Genomic DNA, 17,487 nt, shown 5'->3' on the forward strand with positions numbered 1-17,487 from the left:
GCCACCGCGCCGCACGCATGATCCGCCTGCTGCTCGTCGACGACCACCCGCTGGTGCGTGACGGGCTGCGTGCCCGGCTGTCGGGCGTCGCCGGGCTGGACGTGGCCGGCGAGGCCGGCAATGCCACCGAGGCGCAGGAACAGGTTCGCGCCCTCGCGCCCGACATCGTGCTGATGGACGTGGGCATGCGCGACATGAACGGCATCGAGCTCACGGCCATGCTCTTGCGCGAGCATCCGCAGCTGCGCGTGCTGATGCTCAGCATGTACGACAACGCCGAGTACGTTCAGCGCGCGCTGCAGGCCGGCGCGCGTGGCTACGTGCTCAAGGGCGCGCCGTCGATCGAGATCGTCAATGCCATCCGCGCCGTCGCCGCGGGCGGCACCTTCCTCGCGCCGGACGTGTCGCGCCGGCTCTTCGACAAGGAAGCGCCGGAGCCGGCGCTCTCGGCCCGTGAGGGCCAGATCCTCTCCGCGCTCGCGCGGGGACTGGCGAGCAAGCAGATTGCCCGCGAGCTCGACCTGAGCGTGCGCACGGTCGATGCGCACCGCCAGAGCATCAAGCGCAAGCTGGACCTGGACGGCCAGGCCGAGCTCATCAAGTACGCCGTGGAGCACGTGCGCCGCCACGGCAACAAGTCCTCGGGCTAACCCTTAGGTGGTCTGGCGCGGTCCCGCCGCGCATTGCGACGGATGCGCCGGGAGGCGCGCTTTCCGATGATCTCGCATGGACGCCGCTGCGCGCAATGCACGCGCCGCGACAGGATTTTCATCTCAGGAGACATGCCATGCGGATACTGCTTGCGCTTCCGTTCCTAGGCCTGCTGGGGGTGCCGTTCTACAACGACACCACGCCAGCGCTGTGGGGCTTTCCCTTCTTCTACTGGTACCAGCTCGCCTGGGTGCCGCTCACTTCGCTGCTGATCTGGATCGTGTACCGCCACGGCGTGAAGAAGGGAGACGAGTGATGGAACAGCACCTCGACTGGACGGCGCTGGGTGTCTTCGCATTCTTCTTCGTGCTCGTCACGGTGCTGGGCTTCGCCGCCTCGCGCTGGCAGCGCGGCAAGGCCAGCGGCGATGCACACCTGGATGAATGGGGCCTGGGCGGCCGCAACTTCGGCACGTGGATCACCTGGTTCCTGGTGGGCGGCGACTTCTACACCGCCTACACCGTGATCGCCGTGCCGGCCCTCGTGTTCGCGGTGGGCGCGTACGGTTTCTTCGCGTTGCCCTACACCATCCTCGTGTACCCGATCGTGTTCATGATCATGCCCAAGCTGTGGGCCGCGGCGCAGCGCGACGGACACGTCACCGCCGCCGACGTGGTGTACGGCCGGCATCGCTCGCGCGCGCTGGAACTGGCGGTCGCGATCACGGGCGTGGTCGCCACCATGCCGTACATCGCGCTGCAGCTCATCGGCATGGAGGTGGTCATCAAGGCGCTGGGGCTCACCGGCGAACTGCCGCTGGCCGCCGCCTTCGTGATCCTCGCGCTCTACACCTACTCGGCGGGCCTGCGTGCACCGGCGCTCATCGCCTTCGTCAAGGACATCATGATCTACATCGTGGTGCTGGTGGCGGTGGTGATCGTGCCGATGAAGCTCGGCGGCTACGGCGTGGTGTTCGCCTCCGCAAGCGATGCCTTCGCGGCCAAGGGCGGCATGACCGGCCTCACGCTCAAGTCGGCGCAGGTGCTGCCCTTCGCCACGCTGGCGCTGGGCTCGGCCCTCGCGGCCTTCATGTACCCGCACACGCTCACCGGCATCTTCGCTGCGAAGAATGCGGACACCATCCGCAAGAACGCCGTCTTCCTGCCGGCGTACACCGTGCTGCTCGGCCTGATCGCGCTGCTGGGCTTCATGGCGCATGCGGCGCACATCTCGGTCAAGAGCAACAACGACGTGGTGCCTGCGCTGTTCAACGCGCTCTTCCCGAGCTGGTTCAGCGGCTTCGCCTTCGCGGCCATCGCCATCGGCGCGCTGGTGCCCGCAGCGGTGATGTCCATCGGTGCGGCCAACCTCTTCACGCGCAACTTCTGGAAGCCCTACGTGGACTCGAACGTGTCCCCGGCCGGTGAAGCCAAGGTGGCGAAAATCGTCTCGCTGGTGGTGAAGTTCGGCGCGCTGGTGTTCATCCTCTTCCTGCCCACCAAGTTCGCGCTCGACCTGCAACTGCTGGGCGGCCTGTGGATCCTGCAGACCTTCCCCGCCGTCGTCTTCGGCCTGTTCTTCAAGCGCCTGCATTCCACCGCCCTGCTCGCGGGCTGGGCAGTGGGCATTGCCGGAGGCAGCTGGCTGGCCTGGGCCGATGGCCTGAAGCCTGTGCACACGCTGGTGATGGGTGGCAGCAGCTTCGCCGTCTACACCGGGCTGCTCGCGCTGGTGGTGAACATTGCCGTTGCCCTGCTGGTGCATGCCGTGCTTGGCATGGCCGGCAAGCAGCAACCGGAGGCCGTTGCACAAGGCGCAGCGGGTTGATGATGCCTTCTTCGTGCGCCTCAAGGCCAAGCTGATCCTGCTGGCGGCCGTCCCGCTGCTGCTGTCGCTCGCCCTGATCGCAGCAGCAGTGCGGACGCAGTCGCAAGAGCTTGCTCGACGGGAACACCTGCTCGTCGAGCAAGCCTACATGGCCGCACGGCAGGCCGAGCTCAAGCACTACGTCGAGCTGGCCACGGGCATGGTGCGCGCCTTGCGCGAGCAAGGCGGCAACACGGCCGACGTGCAGCGCGAGGCGCTTCGCCTGCTGTCGCTGCTGAGCTACGGCGACGACGGCTACTTCTTCGTCTACGACCTGCAAGGCCGCGTGCTCATGCACTCGCGCCAGCCCGACCTCGTCGGGCAGAACCTGTGGACGCTGCGCGACCTGGAGGGCCAGCAGACCATCCAGCAACTCATCGCTCGCGCCCGCAGCGGTGGAGGCTACGTGCCCTACTTCTGGCGCAAGCCATCGAGCGGACTGATGGCGCGCAAGCTGGGCTACGTGGTCACGGTGCCCGATTGGGACTGGATGATCGGTACGGGCCTGTACCTCGACGACATCGATGCCACCATGGCAGAGCTGGACCGGCAGGCCGGCGGGCACATCCAGACGACGCTGCTGTGGATCGCCGGCATCGCGGCGCTGGGCATCGGCCTGCTCACCGCCAGCGGCGTGTGGCTGAACCTGTCGGAGCACAAGGTGACGGATGCCAAGTTGCGTCTGCTCGCGCGCCAGGTCGTGCAGTCACAGGAAGACGAGCGCGCCCATCTGGCGCGCGAGCTGCATGACGGCACCAGCCAGACCCTGGTGTCGGCCAAGCTGCAGATCGAAGCGGCGATGGACAAGCTCGGTCGCGGCGAGCGCGCAGTGGTGCTGTCGCTGGCCAAGGCGCTGGCGCGGCTCAACGACTCGCTGGATGAAGTGCGCCGCATCTCGCACCGCCTGCGCCCGGCCATGCTGGACACGCTGGGGCTGCCTGCCGCCCTCGAACTGCTGGGGCGCGAGTGGGGCGAGCACTCGAGCGCCCGGGTTCGCGTCCGCATCGAAGGCACGCAGTCCGACCTTCCGGTGGAGGTGAAGACTGCCTTGTTCCGCGTGGCCCAGGAGGCCGTGACCAACATCAGCAAGCACGCGGACGCGCTGGAAGTGGACATCGTGCTGAGTTTCGATGCGCACTCGCTGCGGCTGGACATCCGCGACGATGGATGCGGCTTCGACGCCGCGGCGGTGCAGCTCGATCCGCGCCGAGGCATCGGCCTGCGCAACATGCGCGAGCGCATGGCCTCGATCGGTGGACGCTTCGAGGTGCATTCAGGCGCAGGCAGTGGCACCTGGCTGGTGGCCAGCGTGCCGGCGGATGCCGTCGAGCGGCTGCGAAAGGCTTGAGCCGCCAGCCGGGTTTTGCTGGAGGTGAATAATCGCCTCTTTCGTCCACCGCCCACGCCTCATGAAGATCGCCACCTGGAACGTCAATTCGCTCGGGGTTCGCCTGCCGCAGGTGCTGGACTGGCTCGCCGCCAACCAGCCCGACGTGCTGTGCCTGCAAGAGACCAAGCTCACCGACGACAAGTTCACCCACGCCGAGTTCAAGGAAGCGGGCTACGAGTCGCAATGGTTCGGACAGAAGACCTACAACGGCGTGGCGCTCCTGAGCAAGACGCCGGCGAACGACATCGCCAAGAACATCTTCGGCTTCGAGGATGAACAGACCCGCGTCATCGCAGGCACGGTGGGCGACGTGCGTGTGATCGGCGCCTACTTCCCCAACGGCCAGGAGCCCGGCAGCGAGAAGTTCGCCTACAAGATGAAGTGGCTGGACGCGCTGCGCGAATGGGTGCGCAGCGAGCTGGCCAAGCATCCGAAGCTCGCGCTGCTGGGCGACTTCAACATCGCGCCCGAAGACCGCGACGTGTGCGATCCGGTCGCATGGGCGGGGCAGATCCACTGCACCGTCGAGGAGCGCGATCACTTCCAGAAGCTCGTCGGCCTGGGCCTGCACGATGCCTTCCGCCTCTTCGACCAGGCGCCCAAGCTCTACAGCTGGTGGGACTACCGCATGCTCGCCTTCCGCCGCAACCAGGGGCTGCGCATCGACCACATCCTCGTGAGCGATGCGCTCAAGCCGCGGGTGTTGGCTTGCCACATCGACAAGCTGCCGCGAAAGAACGAAAGGCCCAGCGACCACGCACCGGTGGTGGTCGAACTTTCGTGACTCAGCCCTGAAGCTCAGTCGTCCAGCCCGAGCTCCTGGATCTTGCGGGTGATCGTGTTGCGACCGATGCCCAGCTTCTGCGCGGCTTCGATGCGCCGGCCCCGCGTGATCTCCAGCGCGGTGTGGATGAGCTGCGCCTCGAACTTGCGCGTGAGCACGTCCCACACATCCGGCGCACCAGCCTGGAGCAGGCTGCGCGACTCGCGTTCGAGATCGAGCAGCCATGGTGCGGGACCTGCCGGTGCAGACGGGGCCACGGCCTCGGGCGTGTAGCCGGGAATCGCCGGCGCGGTGAAGGGACTGGGTGCGCTCGTCATGGAAGAACTCTCCGTGAATGTCGCGTACTCGTTCGTGATGGCCGGCAGGCTGGCCGGAACCGGTGCCACTGCGCCATCGAGCAGCAGCTCGGGCGGGAGGTCCTTGGCTTCGATCACCTGGGCCGGCGCCATCACCGTGAGCCAGTGGCAGATGTTCTCCAGCTGGCGCACGTTGCCGGGAAAGTCGAACTTCACCAGCCGCGCGAGCGCGGGTTCGGTGATGCGCTTGGCCTCCACGCCCAGTTCCTTCGCGCTCTTTTGCAGGAAGAAGCGCGCCAGGCCCGGCACGTCTTCGCGCCGCTCGCGCAATGCGGGCAGGCGAAGCCGGATCACGTTGAGGCGGTGGAACAGGTCTTCGCGGAAGCCGCCCTGCTTCACGCGCTCTTCGAGATTCTGGTGCGTGGCCGCGATCACGCGCACGTTGCTGCGCAGCGGGCTGTGGCCGCCCACGCGGTAGAACTGCCCGTCGCTCAGCACGCGCAGCAAGCGCGTCTGCAGGTCGAAGGGCATGTCGCCGATTTCATCGAGGAAGAGCGTGCCGCCGTCGGCCTGCTCGAAGCGGCCGCGCCGTGTCGTCTGCGCGCCGGTGAAGGCGCCGCGCTCGTGGCCGAAGAGTTCGCTCTCCAGCAAGTCCTTGGGGATGGCCGCGGTGTTGATCGCCACGAACGGGCCGCTCGCGCGCGGGCTGTGCTTGTGCAGTGCACGCGCGACCAGTTCCTTGCCTGAGCCGGACTCTCCGGTGATCAGCACCGTCACCACGCTCTGGCTCAGGCGGCCGATGGCGCGGAACACGTCCTGCATCGCCGGAGCCTGGCCCAGCATCTCGGGCATCTCGGCCGAGCCGGTCTCGCGCACTTCCTCGCGCATGCTCTCGTCGACAGCGCGGCGGATGAGCTCCACCGCCTTGGTCAGGTCGAAGGGCTTGGGCAGGTACTCGAAGGCGCCGCCCTGGAAAGCGCTGACCGCGCTGTCGAGGTCGGAATACGCCGTCATGATGATGACGGGCAGGCCCGGGTTCTTCTCCTTCACCTTGCCCAGCAGCTCGATGCCCGAGCCCCCGGGCATGCGGATGTCGGACACGAGCACCTGAGGCACTTCGCTGTCCAGCGCCGTGAGCACGTCACGCGGGTTGGTGAAGCTGCGTACTGCGAGATCCTCGCGCATCAGTGCCTTCTCCAGCACGAAGCGGATGGATTGGTCGTCGTCAACGATCCAGATGGGTTTCATTCCCTGCCCTTGAGGCGATCAGCCTCGTTCGCTGCCCCGATCGCTCATCCGCAGCATCGGCTTGTGGCCTCAGGGAAGCGGAATCACGATCTTGAAGTTCGTCTTGCCGGGAACGCTTTCGCATTCGATCATGCCCTGGTGTTGCTGCACGAAGGTCTGCGCCAGCGTGAGTCCCAGACCCGACCCGCCATCGCGCCCCGACACCAGCGGGTAGAAGATGCGATCACGGATCGACTCGGGAACCCCCGGGCCGTTGTCTTCGATATGCAAGTCCAGTGCCAGACGATAGCGCTGTTTGCCCAAAGTGACCTGACGGGCGATGCGCGTTCGTAAAGTAATGCACGCGTCACCGACGGCGATGCGCTCGGACAGCGCCTGCGCCGCGTTGTGCGCGATGTTGAGCACCGCCTGGATGAGCTGCTCGCGGTCGCCGCGGAAGTCGGGAATGGAGATGTCGTAGTCGCGCATCACCGTCAGGCCGCGCGGAAACTCCGCGAGGATGAGCGAGCGCACGCGTTCGCAAACCTCATGGATGTTCACGTCGCTCACCACATGCGGCTTGCGGTGCGGGGCGAGCAGCCGGTCGACCAGCGCCTGCAGCCGGTCGGCCTCCTGGATGATGACCTGCGTGTACTCCGTCAGCGCGCGCGACTCGACTTCCATCTCCAGCAATTGCGCCGCACCTCGGATGCCGCCCAGCGGGTTCTTGATCTCGTGCGCGAGGTTGCGGATGAGCTCCTTGTTCGCCTGCGCCTGGTCCAGCGCACGCTCCTCGCGGTCCTGCCGGGTCTGCTGCTCGATCTCCACCAGCTCCACCACCACGGTGTCGCGGCTGGGTGAATCGGCCGAGAAGGGATTCGCGCGGTCCATCTGGTTCACGATGACGTGAACCGGCAGCACGTCGCCATGCGCGCCCACGGGACGCTTGAGCTGCGCTTCGAGGCGGCTGGTGGCGTAGTCGTTGCGCATCACCGCAGTGACGGTGTCGCGCAGCCGCTGCGGGTCCACGAACCAGTCGAAGAGTGAGCCGCGCAGCACGCTGCGGCGCGACAGGCCCAGCACGTGCTCGAAGGCGGCGTTGGCGAACACGCAGTGCCCGTCGGGGCGGACGATGGCCACCATGGTGGCCAGGTGATCGAGTGCGGTGAAGGCGGCGGCCACCTGCGCGTCGCCGCCGGCCGCCTGGGACTTGGATTTCACTGCGGCAGCTTGGTCAGTTCACGCCGGATGGCGGCGATGTCGCTTTCCTTGCGGGCGATGCCGGCTTTCATTTCCGCCACGCGGTCGAGGTACTTCTGGTAGTTTTTCTCGTCGCCGTTGCGCTCAGGCTGGCCGCCGTTGTAGTCCTTCTGCATCTGGGCGAGCTTTTCTTCCTCGCGCTTGAGCTCACTCTCCAGGATGCGGCGGGCATCGCTGTCGCGGGCGCGCTGGTCTTCTGTCGTCACCCGCTGGTCAGGGCCGGTGCGCGGCGTCGCGGGGCCGGAGGCCGCGCCCCGCGGCCTGCTGCCTTGCACCACGGTGATGGGCGCTCCTTCCAGCGTGCGGCAACCCTTGTCGCGGGCTTCCTTGGCTGACAGGGCGTCGGTGTACAGCACCGGGTTGCCGGGGCAGCGGTAGACCTCCCGACCCGGCTGCTGGGCCAGCGCCAGCGTGGCGGTGACCAGGCTCAATCCGAACAGGGCAACACGTTTCATGCGGAGAACTCCTTTGGCGGTCAACGCGAGCGCTTGCATTCGAGATGACGCCGGGCATTGTCGCGCACAAGCGTCATTCCTGACGATGCCGTGGAAGCCCGCAGGTCCGAAGGCCGCATCAACGAAAAAAGGGACGGCTCGCGCCGTCCCTTTCTGCCTGTGCCGATCGATGAATCGATCAGGCGGCGTAGTACATGTCGAATTCGACCGGATGGGTCGTCATGCGGAAACGCGTGACTTCCTGCATCTTGAGGTCGATGTACGCATCGAGGTACGCATCGGTGAACACGCCGCCCTTGGTCAGGAAGGCACGGTCCTTGTCGAGGTAGTCGAGGGCCTGGTCCAGGCTGTGGCAGACGGTCGGGATCTTTGCATCCTCTTCCGGCGGCAGGTGGTACAGGTCCTTGGTCGCGGCTTCGCCCGGGTGGATCTTGTTCTCCACGCCGTCCAGGCCGGCCATCAGCATGGCCGAGAAGCCCAGGTACGGGTTGCACAGGGGATCCGGGAAGCGCGCTTCGATGCGGCGGCCCTTCGGATTGGACACGTACGGGATGCGGATCGAGGCCGAGCGGTTGCGCGAGCTGTAGGCCAGCTTCACCGGGGCTTCGAAGCCAGGCACCAGGCGCTTGTACGAGTTCGTGCCGGGGTTGGTGATGGCGTTCAGCGCGCGGGCGTGCTTGATGATGCCGCCGATGTAGTACAGCGCGAATTCGCTCAGGCCTGCGTAGCCGTCGCCGGCGAACAGGTTCTTGCCGTCCTTCCACACGGACTGGTGAACGTGCATGCCGGAGCCGTTGTCGCCCACGATGGGCTTGGGCATGAAGGTCGCGGTCTTGCCGTAGGCGTGGGCGACGTTCGTGATGACGTACTTCTGGATCTGCAGCCAGTCAGCGCGCTGGACCAGCGTGCTGAACTTCGTGCCGATTTCCATCTGGCCGGCGTTGGCCACTTCGTGGTGGTGCACTTCGACGGGCACGCCCAGCGATTCGAGGATCAGGCACATCTCGGAGCGCATGTCCTGGAACGAATCAACCGGGGGAACCGGGAAGTAGCCGCCCTTGACGGCGGGGCGGTAGCCGGAGTTGCCGTGCTCGTATTCCTTGCCCGAATTCCAGGCGGCCTCTTCGGACTCGACCTTGGAGAAGGAGCCGGACATGTCCACGTTCCAGCGCACGCTGTCGAACACGAAGAACTCGGGTTCCGGACCGAAGAAGGCGGCGTCGCCGATGCCCGAAGCCTTCAGGTACGCCTCGGCACGCTTGGCCAGGGAGCGCGGGTCACGCTCGTAGGGCTTGCCGTCGCCCGGCTCGATCACGTCGCAGGTGAGGATCAGGGTGGGTTCTTCGAAGAACGGGTCGATGTTGGCGGTGTTGGGGTCCGGCATCAGCAGCATGTCGGACGCTTCGATGCCCTTCCAGCCGGCAATCGAAGAACCGTCGAAGGCATGGCCCGACGTGAACTTGTCTTCATCGAAGTGCGACAGGGGCACGGTCACGTGTTGCTCTTTGCCGCGGGTGTCGGTGAAGCGGAAGTCGACAAACTTGACTTCGTTTTCCGACACCAACTTCATCACGTCGGCGACGGTCTTGGCTGCCATCAAAAATCTCCTAGCTGGACGCTATTTGTTGGGTGGTGGGACGACATCCGCAGGCACTGGCTGGAGTGCCTTAAAAATGCGCACAGGAATGTAGCAGAAAGCATGCCGGAGACCCTGAGTCATAGAGGGTGTTGCACGGCCCGGTGCAGCGACGACGGGATGCCAGGGAATGTGCGCGCTTCGCCCGGCATTGCGCACCACAATAGGACATTTGATTGCACCATTCAAGTGCAATCAGTCATCCCTCAACGCACCAGTTCCGGGCCCAACTGGACCGGGTAGCGGCCCAGCCCCTGGATCAGCGCCGGATAGGCCGCATCGAGCTGCTCGGGCCGGCCCTTCACGCCCAGCTCGATGTGCCGGCCGTGCTGCGGGTGGTCCACGCTCGGCAGGCTGAACACCTTCACGCCGTCGAACTGCGCCTCGATCTCTTCCATCAGCGGCGTGAGCGTCGCCTCCATCGAGCCGTAGACGATGACCGAGCGCTCCTGCCACTCGTTCTTGCGATGCAGGTGACCATAGCGGTGGTCGAGCAGCCACTCGATCATCGGGTGGGCCATCACCGGGAAGCCCGGGACGAAATGCACCTCGCCCACGGTGAAGCCGGGGATCTTGTTGAACGGATTGGGCACGATGTCCGCGCCCTCGGGGAACTCGCCCATCTCCAGGCGGCGGTGCATGTCCGGGTGATCCTCGTCGAGCGCCGTCCCTTGCTGCGCAGCCATCTCCCGCGCACGTTCGGTGATGAGCAGCTTGGCCTGCGGATGCAGCGCCAGCGGCCGTCCAAGCGCCGCCGCAGCGCACTGGCGCGTGTGGTCGTCCGGCGTCGCGCCGATGCCGCCGCACGAGAACACCACGTCGCCGCTGGCGAAGGCATCGCGCAGGTTGGCGGTGATGCTCTCGCGGTGGTCGCCCACGTAGCGCACCCACGAGAGCATCAGCCCCCGCGCCGCCAGCATCTCGATGACGCGCGGCATGTGCTTGTCCTGGCGCTTCCCCGAGAGGATTTCGTCGCCGATGATGATCAGTCCGAAGTTCATGGCAGGGGCAATACCTCGATGGGCACGTCAATGGCCGGCGGCAAGGCTTCCTGCCGCGTCTTCGCCTCGCGTGCATGGAACTCGCGAAGATCGGCCAGCGCCGACAGCAGGTAGTGGCCGAACCACAGGCCTGTGAAGGCGAAGACCAGCGTGTAGATCCAGATGGCGGCCATGATGACGAAGGGCGCATAGATGAGCGCGGCGCCGATGCCCCACACCATCGACGGCAGCATGCTCACGTAACCCGACAGCACACCCATGCCCAGGAGCGTCCAGCGGTGCGCACGCACGATCTCGCGCCGCTCCTGGCGGGTCGCGTGGTCAGCCAGCACGTCGTAGCTCATCACCCGGTAGGTCAGCCAGCCCCAAATCACCGGCGGCAGGATGAGGATGAGCGGCGGGATGAGCCACAGCGGCATGGACACCACCAGCACCACCGCCGCCACCGCGGTCACCCACAACGCATGGAAGACGCTGCCGACGATGGTGCCGCCGCGCAATTTCTCCAGCGCCGGGAAGCGTCGCCTGGCGACGAGCTTGACCATCCACGGCGCCATCATCGCCGTCACCAGCAGCAGCGAGCCCACGACGATGACCGGCGTGGCGAGCATCACCACGACGAGCTGGCCCACGAGCGTGTGCAACTTGGCCAGCCCGATGCCCGCGAGCAGGTTGTTGATCTGCTTGATGATCTCCCAGCCCATCACCGCGTCCAACGCGTCTTCCCAGTAGAAGCGCGCCAGGAACCAGGCGGCCGCGCCCATGATGAGCACCGGCATGAACGACAGCACGATGACCACGGGATGCAGGCAGTAGGCCGCGGCCCGCCACAGCGAGTCGGCCAGCCGCGAGACCACATCCTTTGCCATGCATTGCCCTCCAGTTGAATCCCTTGGATGTTAGCGTCGCACCGTATGGCCGCCGCTGCATGCGGAGATAGACTGGGCCATGCCTGATCACGAGAACCCGACCGTCCCCGCGCCCGCCGAGGCGCCGCGGCCCGGCGACACCTACGTCCAGTCCTTCGCACGAGGGCTGCAAGTCATCCGTTCGTTCAGTGCGCAGGCGCCCCAGCAGACGCTGTCGGAAGTCGCACAGCGCACAGGACTCACCCGCGCGGGCGCGCGCCGCATCCTGCTCACGCTGGAAGGGTTGGGCTACGTGCGCAGCAACGGCCGGCAGTTCAGCCTGGCACCGCGCATCCTCGACCTCGGCTTCGCGTACCTCTCGTCACTGCCGCTGTGGAACCTGGCCGAGCCGGTGATGGAACGGCTGGTCGAGGACGTGAAGGAGTCGTGCTCGGCCGCAGTGCTCGACGGTGCGGACGTGGTGTACGTGCTGCGCATTCCCACGCACAAGATCATGAGCATCAACCTGGGCATCGGCAGCCGGCTGCCGGCCTATTGCACGTCCATGGGCCGCACGCTGCTGGCCGAGCTGGATGGCCGCACGCTGGACCAGCTGCTGCAGGACGTGCCACCGGTGCGGCGCACGGAGCGGACCATCGTCGACACCGCAGCGCTCAAGGAGCAATTGGTGAAGGTGCGTGAGCAGGGCTGGTGCCTTGTGGACCAGGAGCTGGAGGAAGGCCTGGTGTCGCTGTCAGCGCCCATCCGCGACCGTGCGGGGCGCGCAATCGCGGCGATGAACATCAGCGGGCAGGTGAACCGCACGTCGCCGGCCTACATGGTGGAGAACTTCCTGCCCAAGCTGCGGGCGGCTGCGCAGGACATCTCGCGCATGTTGCAGCACAAGTCCTGAAGCGCTGAAGGCGCCACCCGGCTCAGGGTCTGTGCGGGTCCGTGATGCCTGCATACGCAGCTATACTTTTTCCATGGATGTCGACCACTACGCCAGCAGGGGCCTCGATTGCGTCTGCGGCAATCTGCGCATGGCTTCGCGGGCGGTCACCAGCGTCTACGACAGCCACCTGCGTCCCATCGGTATCCAGGCGAGCCAGCTGGCCGTGTTGTGGGCGGTGGCAGGCATGCCGGACTCGACGGTGAAAGACATCGCCCGGCGCATCGCGATGGACGAGACCGCCCTGCTGCGCAACCTGCGGGTGCTTGAAGCACGCGGCTGGGTCGCCATGGACGTGGGCGAAGACCGCCGCCAGCGGCTGCCCACGCTCACGGACGACGGCCGCGACATCTTCGGGCGTGCCCTGCCAGTGTGGCAGCGGGCGCAGGCGCAGGTCGCCGCCGTGCTCGACGGCACGCTCAAGCAGATGAACTCGCAACTGATCAAGCTGACCCGCGCCGTGAGTTGATTTTTTTTGGCCAGAAAGATGTATATGCATGTAAACCGCATTTCATCCGCCAACCGATGCCAGGACCCACGATGCTGATCGTGCGCGACATCGACACCTTTCGAAGCCAGGGCCACGGCGCATCGGTCACCCTGCTCGCGTGCCAGTGCCGGCCGTCCAGCCCCGGGCCGGTGGACCGGCGGCTGTGCATCAAGGCCATGCAGCGCGGCCTGGAGCACCACCACTTCCGGCAGCGCCGGCTCACGCTGGACGAGGACGCCTACCTCATCCTGAAGGGCGGCGACCCGGCGTCCAGCATCTACGAAGGCGAATCGTGGGTGCAGCCCTTCGCCGCTTTCTTCGGCGACGAGCTGGTCAAGCAGGCACTGCGCGGCGCGCTGGAAGACGGCGCCGAACGCGACCTCGGCCTGCTCGAGCACCTGCGGCCGCACGGCGACGCGCTGAGCCTGCAGTTGCGCCGACTCGTGCAGCGCGTGAACGCCGGCGACGAAGACGACAGCTGGATCGAAGAGCAGGCACTCGCGCTCCTGGACGGCGTGCTCGACCTCGAACGCGAGGTGCGCCATGCGGGGCTGGGCATCGGCAGTGTCAAGCCGGCCACGCGGCTGGAGCTGCTTCGCCGCGTGCTGCTGGCCACCGACTTCATCCTCAGCAACCATGAGCAGCCCATCACGCTGGGCGACATCGCCGGCGCGGCGCGGCTGTCGCGCTTCCACCTCGTGCGGCTGTTCCGCCAGGTGCTGGGTTCGACACCACATGCCTATCTGCTGAGCAAGCGGCTGGCCGTTGCCGAGCGGCTGCTGCTGCACACGCAGCTGGACCTGAACGACATCGCGCAGCGCTCAGGCTTCGGAACCCGCTCGTCGCTGTTTCGCCACCTGCGCAAGCAGCGCGGTGCCGGCGGCGTTGCTTTGCGCAACCGTTTGGACACGCCCATGCACGCCACCCGCACTGCCGACCACACGCCATGCCATACCTCAGCTTGATCATCGAGCGCGACGCCAGGCTCTCACAGTCCATCCAGCGGGACTTCCCCGCCTTCGGCTTCAAGCCCTACGTCGTCGAATCGTGCGAGACGGCCATGACCGTGATGCGCCAGTGGAGCTTCGACGCCGTGGTGCTGGACGCGGACGCCATTGGCCCGGGCGTCTTGCCGATGCTGCGCCGGCTGCAGCTGCGCTCGCACATCCCGTTGATGCTGCTGTCCACCGCCAGGGACGAGCAGGAACAGATCGCGAGCCTCGAGTCCGGTGCCACGGAAATCGTGACCATGCCGGCCTCGACGAGGCTCATCGCGGCCAAGCTCAGGCGGCTCATCGAGGTCGGCGTGCGCGAGCCCGAGGACGAGGCTTCCGAGATCACTGTCGGTCCTTTGGTGATGCATGCGCGCCGCGGACGCGCCACCGTCAATGGCGTGCCGCTGGAGCTCACCACTCACCAGTTCGAGCTGCTGTTCGTGCTGGCATCACGCGCCGGCCAGTTCGTGCACCGCGAGACCATCGCCCGTGCGCTGCGCGGACCGATGACAGAGGTGGGCCGCAGCGCCGACGTCCACATCTACCGCATCCGCAAGAAGCTGCGCGACCAGGGCATCGCGAGCCTGCGGCTGGACACGGTCTATGGCCGCGGTTATTGCCTGTCGGTGCATGACCCGCAGCGTCAATCGGAGGACGTGCCGGTGCGGTATCCGCAGTGGGTGGAGTGATCCGCGACACCAGCGCAGCGTGACATTGTTTCAGTCCCGTTTCAGCGGCGCGCGCTCTGTGGCGGCATCGGCGCACGCCGAGCAAATTCGCAAGAACTGCAACACGCCGCGTGACTCGCCCACGTAGTCTGGCCTCACCACATTCAACCATTGCGGAGTGATGATGAAGCTCAAAGCCAGACAGGTCGCGGCACTGCTTGTGCCTGCGCTCGCAGGGGTCTTCGCTCTCAAACCCACCGTCGTGCTCGCGCAGGCGCAGCCGCAGCAGCTCGAACGCGTGGAGATCACCGGCTCGTCGATCAAGCGCATCGAGGCCGAGACGGCCTTGCCGGTGCAGGTCATCTCTCGCGAGGAGATCCAGCGCACCGGCGCATCCAACGTCGAACAGTTGCTGCAGACCGTGAGCGCGGTGTCCAGCTCGGGCGGCCTCACCGCCTCGTCGGTGTCGGGCTCCACCACCGGCGGCATCTCGTCGGTGTCGCTGCGCGGCCTCACCTCCATCCGTACGCTGGTGCTGCTCAACGGCCGGCGCATCGCGCCCTACGGCATCGGCTTCACCGGCGACTCGGTGTCGGTGGATGTGAACAGCATCCCGCTGTCGGCCATCGAGCGCGTGGAAGTGCTCAAGGACGGCGCCTCGGCCGTGTACGGCTCCGACGCGGTGGCCGGTGTCATCAACTTCATCCTGCGGCGCGACTTCACCGGCGGCGAAATCACCGCCAACTACGGTGACACGGCCGACGGCGGCGCCAGCGTGCAGCGCATGGCCGCGACCTGGGGCGCCGGCAATCTCGCGCAGGACCGCTACAACGTGATGTTCGTGGCCTCCTTGCAGAAGGAAGCGCCGCTGTTCGGCCGCGACCGCAGCTTCTCGAGCACGGGCATCAACGTGGGCCACGGCAACGACACCACGTCAGGCAACACCTTCCCGGCCAACTTCGCCGCAGCCGACGGATCCTTCGGCACCTACAACCCGAGCAGCCCGCTGTGTCCGGGACCGTATGCGATCAAGAGCCCATTCCTTTCGCCCAACGGTTGCCGCTTCGACCCGTCACCGCTGGTGCAGCTGGTGCCCGAGTCGGAACGCACGAGCGTGTTCGCATCCTTCAAGTACGCACTGAACAACGACATGGAGGCCTACCTCGAAGCCTCGTACAACCGCAACAAGCAGAACAACATCATCCAGCCGGTGCCGCTGTCGGACCAGTTCGCGCTGCCACCCAACCACCCGCTGTTCAACGTGGCACCCTACAACGGCGTGTCGACCTTCCTCCTCAAGCCGTCGAGCCCCTACTACCCGACCGCGCAGGTGGTGTCGATCACGGGCGGCCCCACGCCGGACCTGCTGGTTCGCTACCGCGCGGCCGTCAACGGCAACCGCGACATCACCGACGTGTCCGAAGCCCCGCGCCTGGCCTTCGGCGTCAAGGGCAGTGCCGCCGGCTGGGATGTGGACGGCGGCTTCCTGCATTCGGAAAGTCGCGTGAGCGAACTCGTGAACGACGGTTTCCCGTCGCTCTCGGCCATCTTGCCGCTGCTCAACAGCGGCACGGTGAACCCATTCGGCGCGAGCGATCCGGCCGTTGAGGCCGCGCTGCGCGCGACCAACTTCCACGGCGAGGCCTTCCACATCAAGTCGAGCATCGACAGCCTGCAGGCCAAGGCCTCGAAGGAACTGCTGCAGATGCCCGCCGGCGCGCTGGCTGCGGCCTTCGGCGTGGAAGCGCGCAAGGAAAAATACCTCTTCCAACCCGACCCCACCATCCAGACCGGCGACATCGCCGGTTACGGGGGCAACTTCCTCGTCACCGACCGGTCACGGGACGTGAAGGCCATCTTCGCCGAGGTGAGCGTGCCCGTCTTCAAGAGCCTGGAAGCGGGAGCGGCAGTCCGCCACGACCGTTACCAGGGCGTGGGCAATTCCACGACACCGAAGTTCACCCTGCGCTGGCAGCCGACCCGGCAATTGCTGCTGCGCGGCTCGCTGGGCGAGGGCTTTCGCGCACCCAGCCTGCAGGACCTGTACCTGCCCAACACCACCGGCGTGACGCCGCCGGGGCTCAGCGACCCGGCGCGCTGCCCCACCACCGGCGACGGCGTGAAGGATTGCGCCACCCAGTTCACCACGCTCAACGGCGGCAACACCACGCTCAAGCCGGAGACATCGCGCAGCGCCACGCTGGGTCTCGTGTTCGAGCCGACAGCCAACCTGTCGGTGGCGGTGGACGCCTTCAAGATCAACCTGAAGGACACCATCGTCAACGGCATCACGCCGGCGGTGGTACTGACGGACTTGACCAAGTACGGCTACCTCATCACCCGCGGCCCGGTGGACCCGGCCTTCCCGACGCTGCCCGGGCCTATCACGCAGATCAACACGACCAACATCAACCTGGGCAAGACCAAGCTGGCCGGCGTGGACTTCGACGCCAAGCTGCGCATCCCCGACACGGCGCTCGGCCGCGTCACGGTGGGCTACAGCGGCACCTATTTCACCAAGTACGACACGGAGAACATCGACGGCAGCTTTGCGCCCAACATCAACCTCGTGAACGGCGCGACAGGGGGCATCATCCCGCGGCTGAAGACCTACCTTTCGGTGAACCTGGCGCGCGGCCCGTGGAACTTCACCGTGGCACAGAACTGGCAAAGCGGCTACACCGACTTCCCAAGCAGCATCACCGGTGAAACCGCGAACGTGGGGCCTTACGAAATCTACGACGCGCAAGTGCAGTACAGCGGCATCAAGAACCTGCGGCTCACGCTGGGCATGAAGAACATCTTCGACCGTGACCCGCCCTACACCAACGCAGGCGGCCAGGTGTCCTTCCAGGCCGGCTACGACCCGCAGTACGCCGACCCGCGCGGACGCTTCGTCTACCTGAACCTGAGCTACTCCTTCCAATGAACGTGAGCACGAGACACGCACTGGCATCATGGTTGGCGG

Annotated in this window: 16 protein-coding genes; 10 read left to right on the forward strand and 6 right to left on the reverse strand. The window is 66.3% G+C overall.

Going from position 1 to position 17,487, the window contains the following annotated elements:
- The first annotated feature begins 17 nt into the window (after positions 1-17).
- The 5 genes from DZC73_RS02275 (at position 18) to DZC73_RS02295 (ending at position 4,691) form a co-directional block, all read left to right on the forward strand.
- Positions 18-650, forward strand: coding sequence for a response regulator (locus DZC73_RS02275; RefSeq protein WP_124538567.1), 633 nt, complete (start codon positions 18-20; stop codon positions 648-650).
- A 137-nt stretch (positions 651-787) separates the two neighbouring features.
- On the forward strand, positions 788-967 hold the full coding sequence (locus DZC73_RS02280) for a DUF3311 domain-containing protein (RefSeq protein ID WP_124538568.1): 180 nt from the start codon (positions 788-790) through the stop codon (positions 965-967).
- Positions 967-2,478 (forward strand): monocarboxylate uptake permease MctP, encoded by a 1,512-nt coding sequence (gene mctP / locus DZC73_RS02285; protein WP_124538569.1) that lies wholly within the window; start codon positions 967-969, stop codon positions 2,476-2,478. The genes DZC73_RS02280 and mctP overlap by 1 nt, the downstream gene beginning before the upstream one ends.
- Positions 2,479-2,491: 13 nt before the next feature.
- Complete coding sequence (locus DZC73_RS02290) at positions 2,492-3,865, forward strand: cache domain-containing protein (RefSeq protein ID WP_198414762.1); 1,374 nt, start codon at positions 2,492-2,494, stop codon at positions 3,863-3,865.
- Positions 3,866-3,926: 61 nt separating this feature from the next.
- On the forward strand, positions 3,927-4,691 hold the full coding sequence (locus DZC73_RS02295) for an exodeoxyribonuclease III (protein WP_124538571.1): 765 nt from the start codon (positions 3,927-3,929) through the stop codon (positions 4,689-4,691).
- Positions 4,692-4,705: 14 nt separating this feature from the next.
- Here the strand turns inward: DZC73_RS02295 and ntrC are convergent, their stop codons facing one another.
- The 6 genes from ntrC to DZC73_RS02325 form a co-directional block, all read right to left on the reverse strand.
- Positions 4,706-6,235, reverse strand: coding sequence for a nitrogen regulation protein NR(I) (gene ntrC, locus DZC73_RS02300; RefSeq protein ID WP_124538572.1), 1,530 nt, complete (start codon positions 6,233-6,235; stop codon positions 4,706-4,708).
- Between the two features lie 69 nt (positions 6,236-6,304).
- Positions 6,305-7,435, reverse strand: coding sequence for a nitrogen regulation protein NR(II) (gene glnL / locus DZC73_RS02305; protein ID WP_124538573.1), 1,131 nt, complete (start codon positions 7,433-7,435; stop codon positions 6,305-6,307).
- Positions 7,432-7,929 (reverse strand): hypothetical protein, encoded by a 498-nt coding sequence (locus tag DZC73_RS02310; protein WP_124538574.1) that lies wholly within the window; start codon positions 7,927-7,929, stop codon positions 7,432-7,434. Before DZC73_RS02310 ends, glnL begins: the two co-directional genes overlap by 4 nt.
- Positions 7,930-8,107: 178 nt before the next feature.
- Complete coding sequence (gene glnA / locus DZC73_RS02315; RefSeq protein ID WP_124538575.1) at positions 8,108-9,526, reverse strand: type I glutamate--ammonia ligase; 1,419 nt, start codon at positions 9,524-9,526, stop codon at positions 8,108-8,110.
- 245 nt (positions 9,527-9,771) lie between these two features.
- Entirely contained in the window at positions 9,772-10,566 is a 795-nt protein-coding gene (locus tag DZC73_RS02320) for a competence/damage-inducible protein A (protein WP_124538576.1), read from the reverse strand.
- On the reverse strand, positions 10,563-11,435 hold the full coding sequence (locus DZC73_RS02325; protein ID WP_124538577.1) for an EI24 domain-containing protein: 873 nt from the start codon (positions 11,433-11,435) through the stop codon (positions 10,563-10,565). The genes DZC73_RS02320 and DZC73_RS02325 overlap by 4 nt, the downstream gene beginning before the upstream one ends.
- A 79-nt stretch (positions 11,436-11,514) precedes the next feature.
- Between DZC73_RS02325 and DZC73_RS02330 the strand changes: the two genes are divergently transcribed.
- The 5 genes from DZC73_RS02330 to DZC73_RS02350 all read left to right on the forward strand — a co-directional run bounded on the left by DZC73_RS02330 (position 11,515) and on the right by DZC73_RS02350 (position 17,448).
- On the forward strand, positions 11,515-12,327 hold the full coding sequence (locus DZC73_RS02330; protein ID WP_124538578.1) for an IclR family transcriptional regulator: 813 nt from the start codon (positions 11,515-11,517) through the stop codon (positions 12,325-12,327).
- A 73-nt stretch (positions 12,328-12,400) separates the two neighbouring features.
- On the forward strand, positions 12,401-12,835 hold the full coding sequence (locus DZC73_RS02335; RefSeq protein WP_124538579.1) for a MarR family winged helix-turn-helix transcriptional regulator: 435 nt from the start codon (positions 12,401-12,403) through the stop codon (positions 12,833-12,835).
- A gap of 71 nt (positions 12,836-12,906) precedes the next feature.
- The gene (locus DZC73_RS02340) at positions 12,907-13,821 is read left to right on the forward strand and encodes an AraC family transcriptional regulator (protein WP_124538580.1); all 915 of its coding nucleotides are present in this window, start codon (positions 12,907-12,909) and stop codon (positions 13,819-13,821) included.
- Complete coding sequence (locus DZC73_RS02345; RefSeq protein ID WP_124538581.1) at positions 13,803-14,540, forward strand: response regulator transcription factor; 738 nt, start codon at positions 13,803-13,805, stop codon at positions 14,538-14,540. Before DZC73_RS02340 ends, DZC73_RS02345 begins: the two co-directional genes overlap by 19 nt.
- Positions 14,541-14,703: 163 nt before the next feature.
- Positions 14,704-17,448 (forward strand): TonB-dependent receptor, encoded by a 2,745-nt coding sequence (locus DZC73_RS02350; RefSeq protein ID WP_161974420.1) that lies wholly within the window; start codon positions 14,704-14,706, stop codon positions 17,446-17,448.
- Positions 17,449-17,487: the final 39 nt, after the last annotated feature.

It is taken from the genome of Rhizobacter terrae (genome assembly GCF_003852895.1).
In the GTDB taxonomy this organism is placed as follows: domain Bacteria; phylum Pseudomonadota; class Gammaproteobacteria; order Burkholderiales; family Burkholderiaceae_C; genus Albitalea; species Albitalea terrae.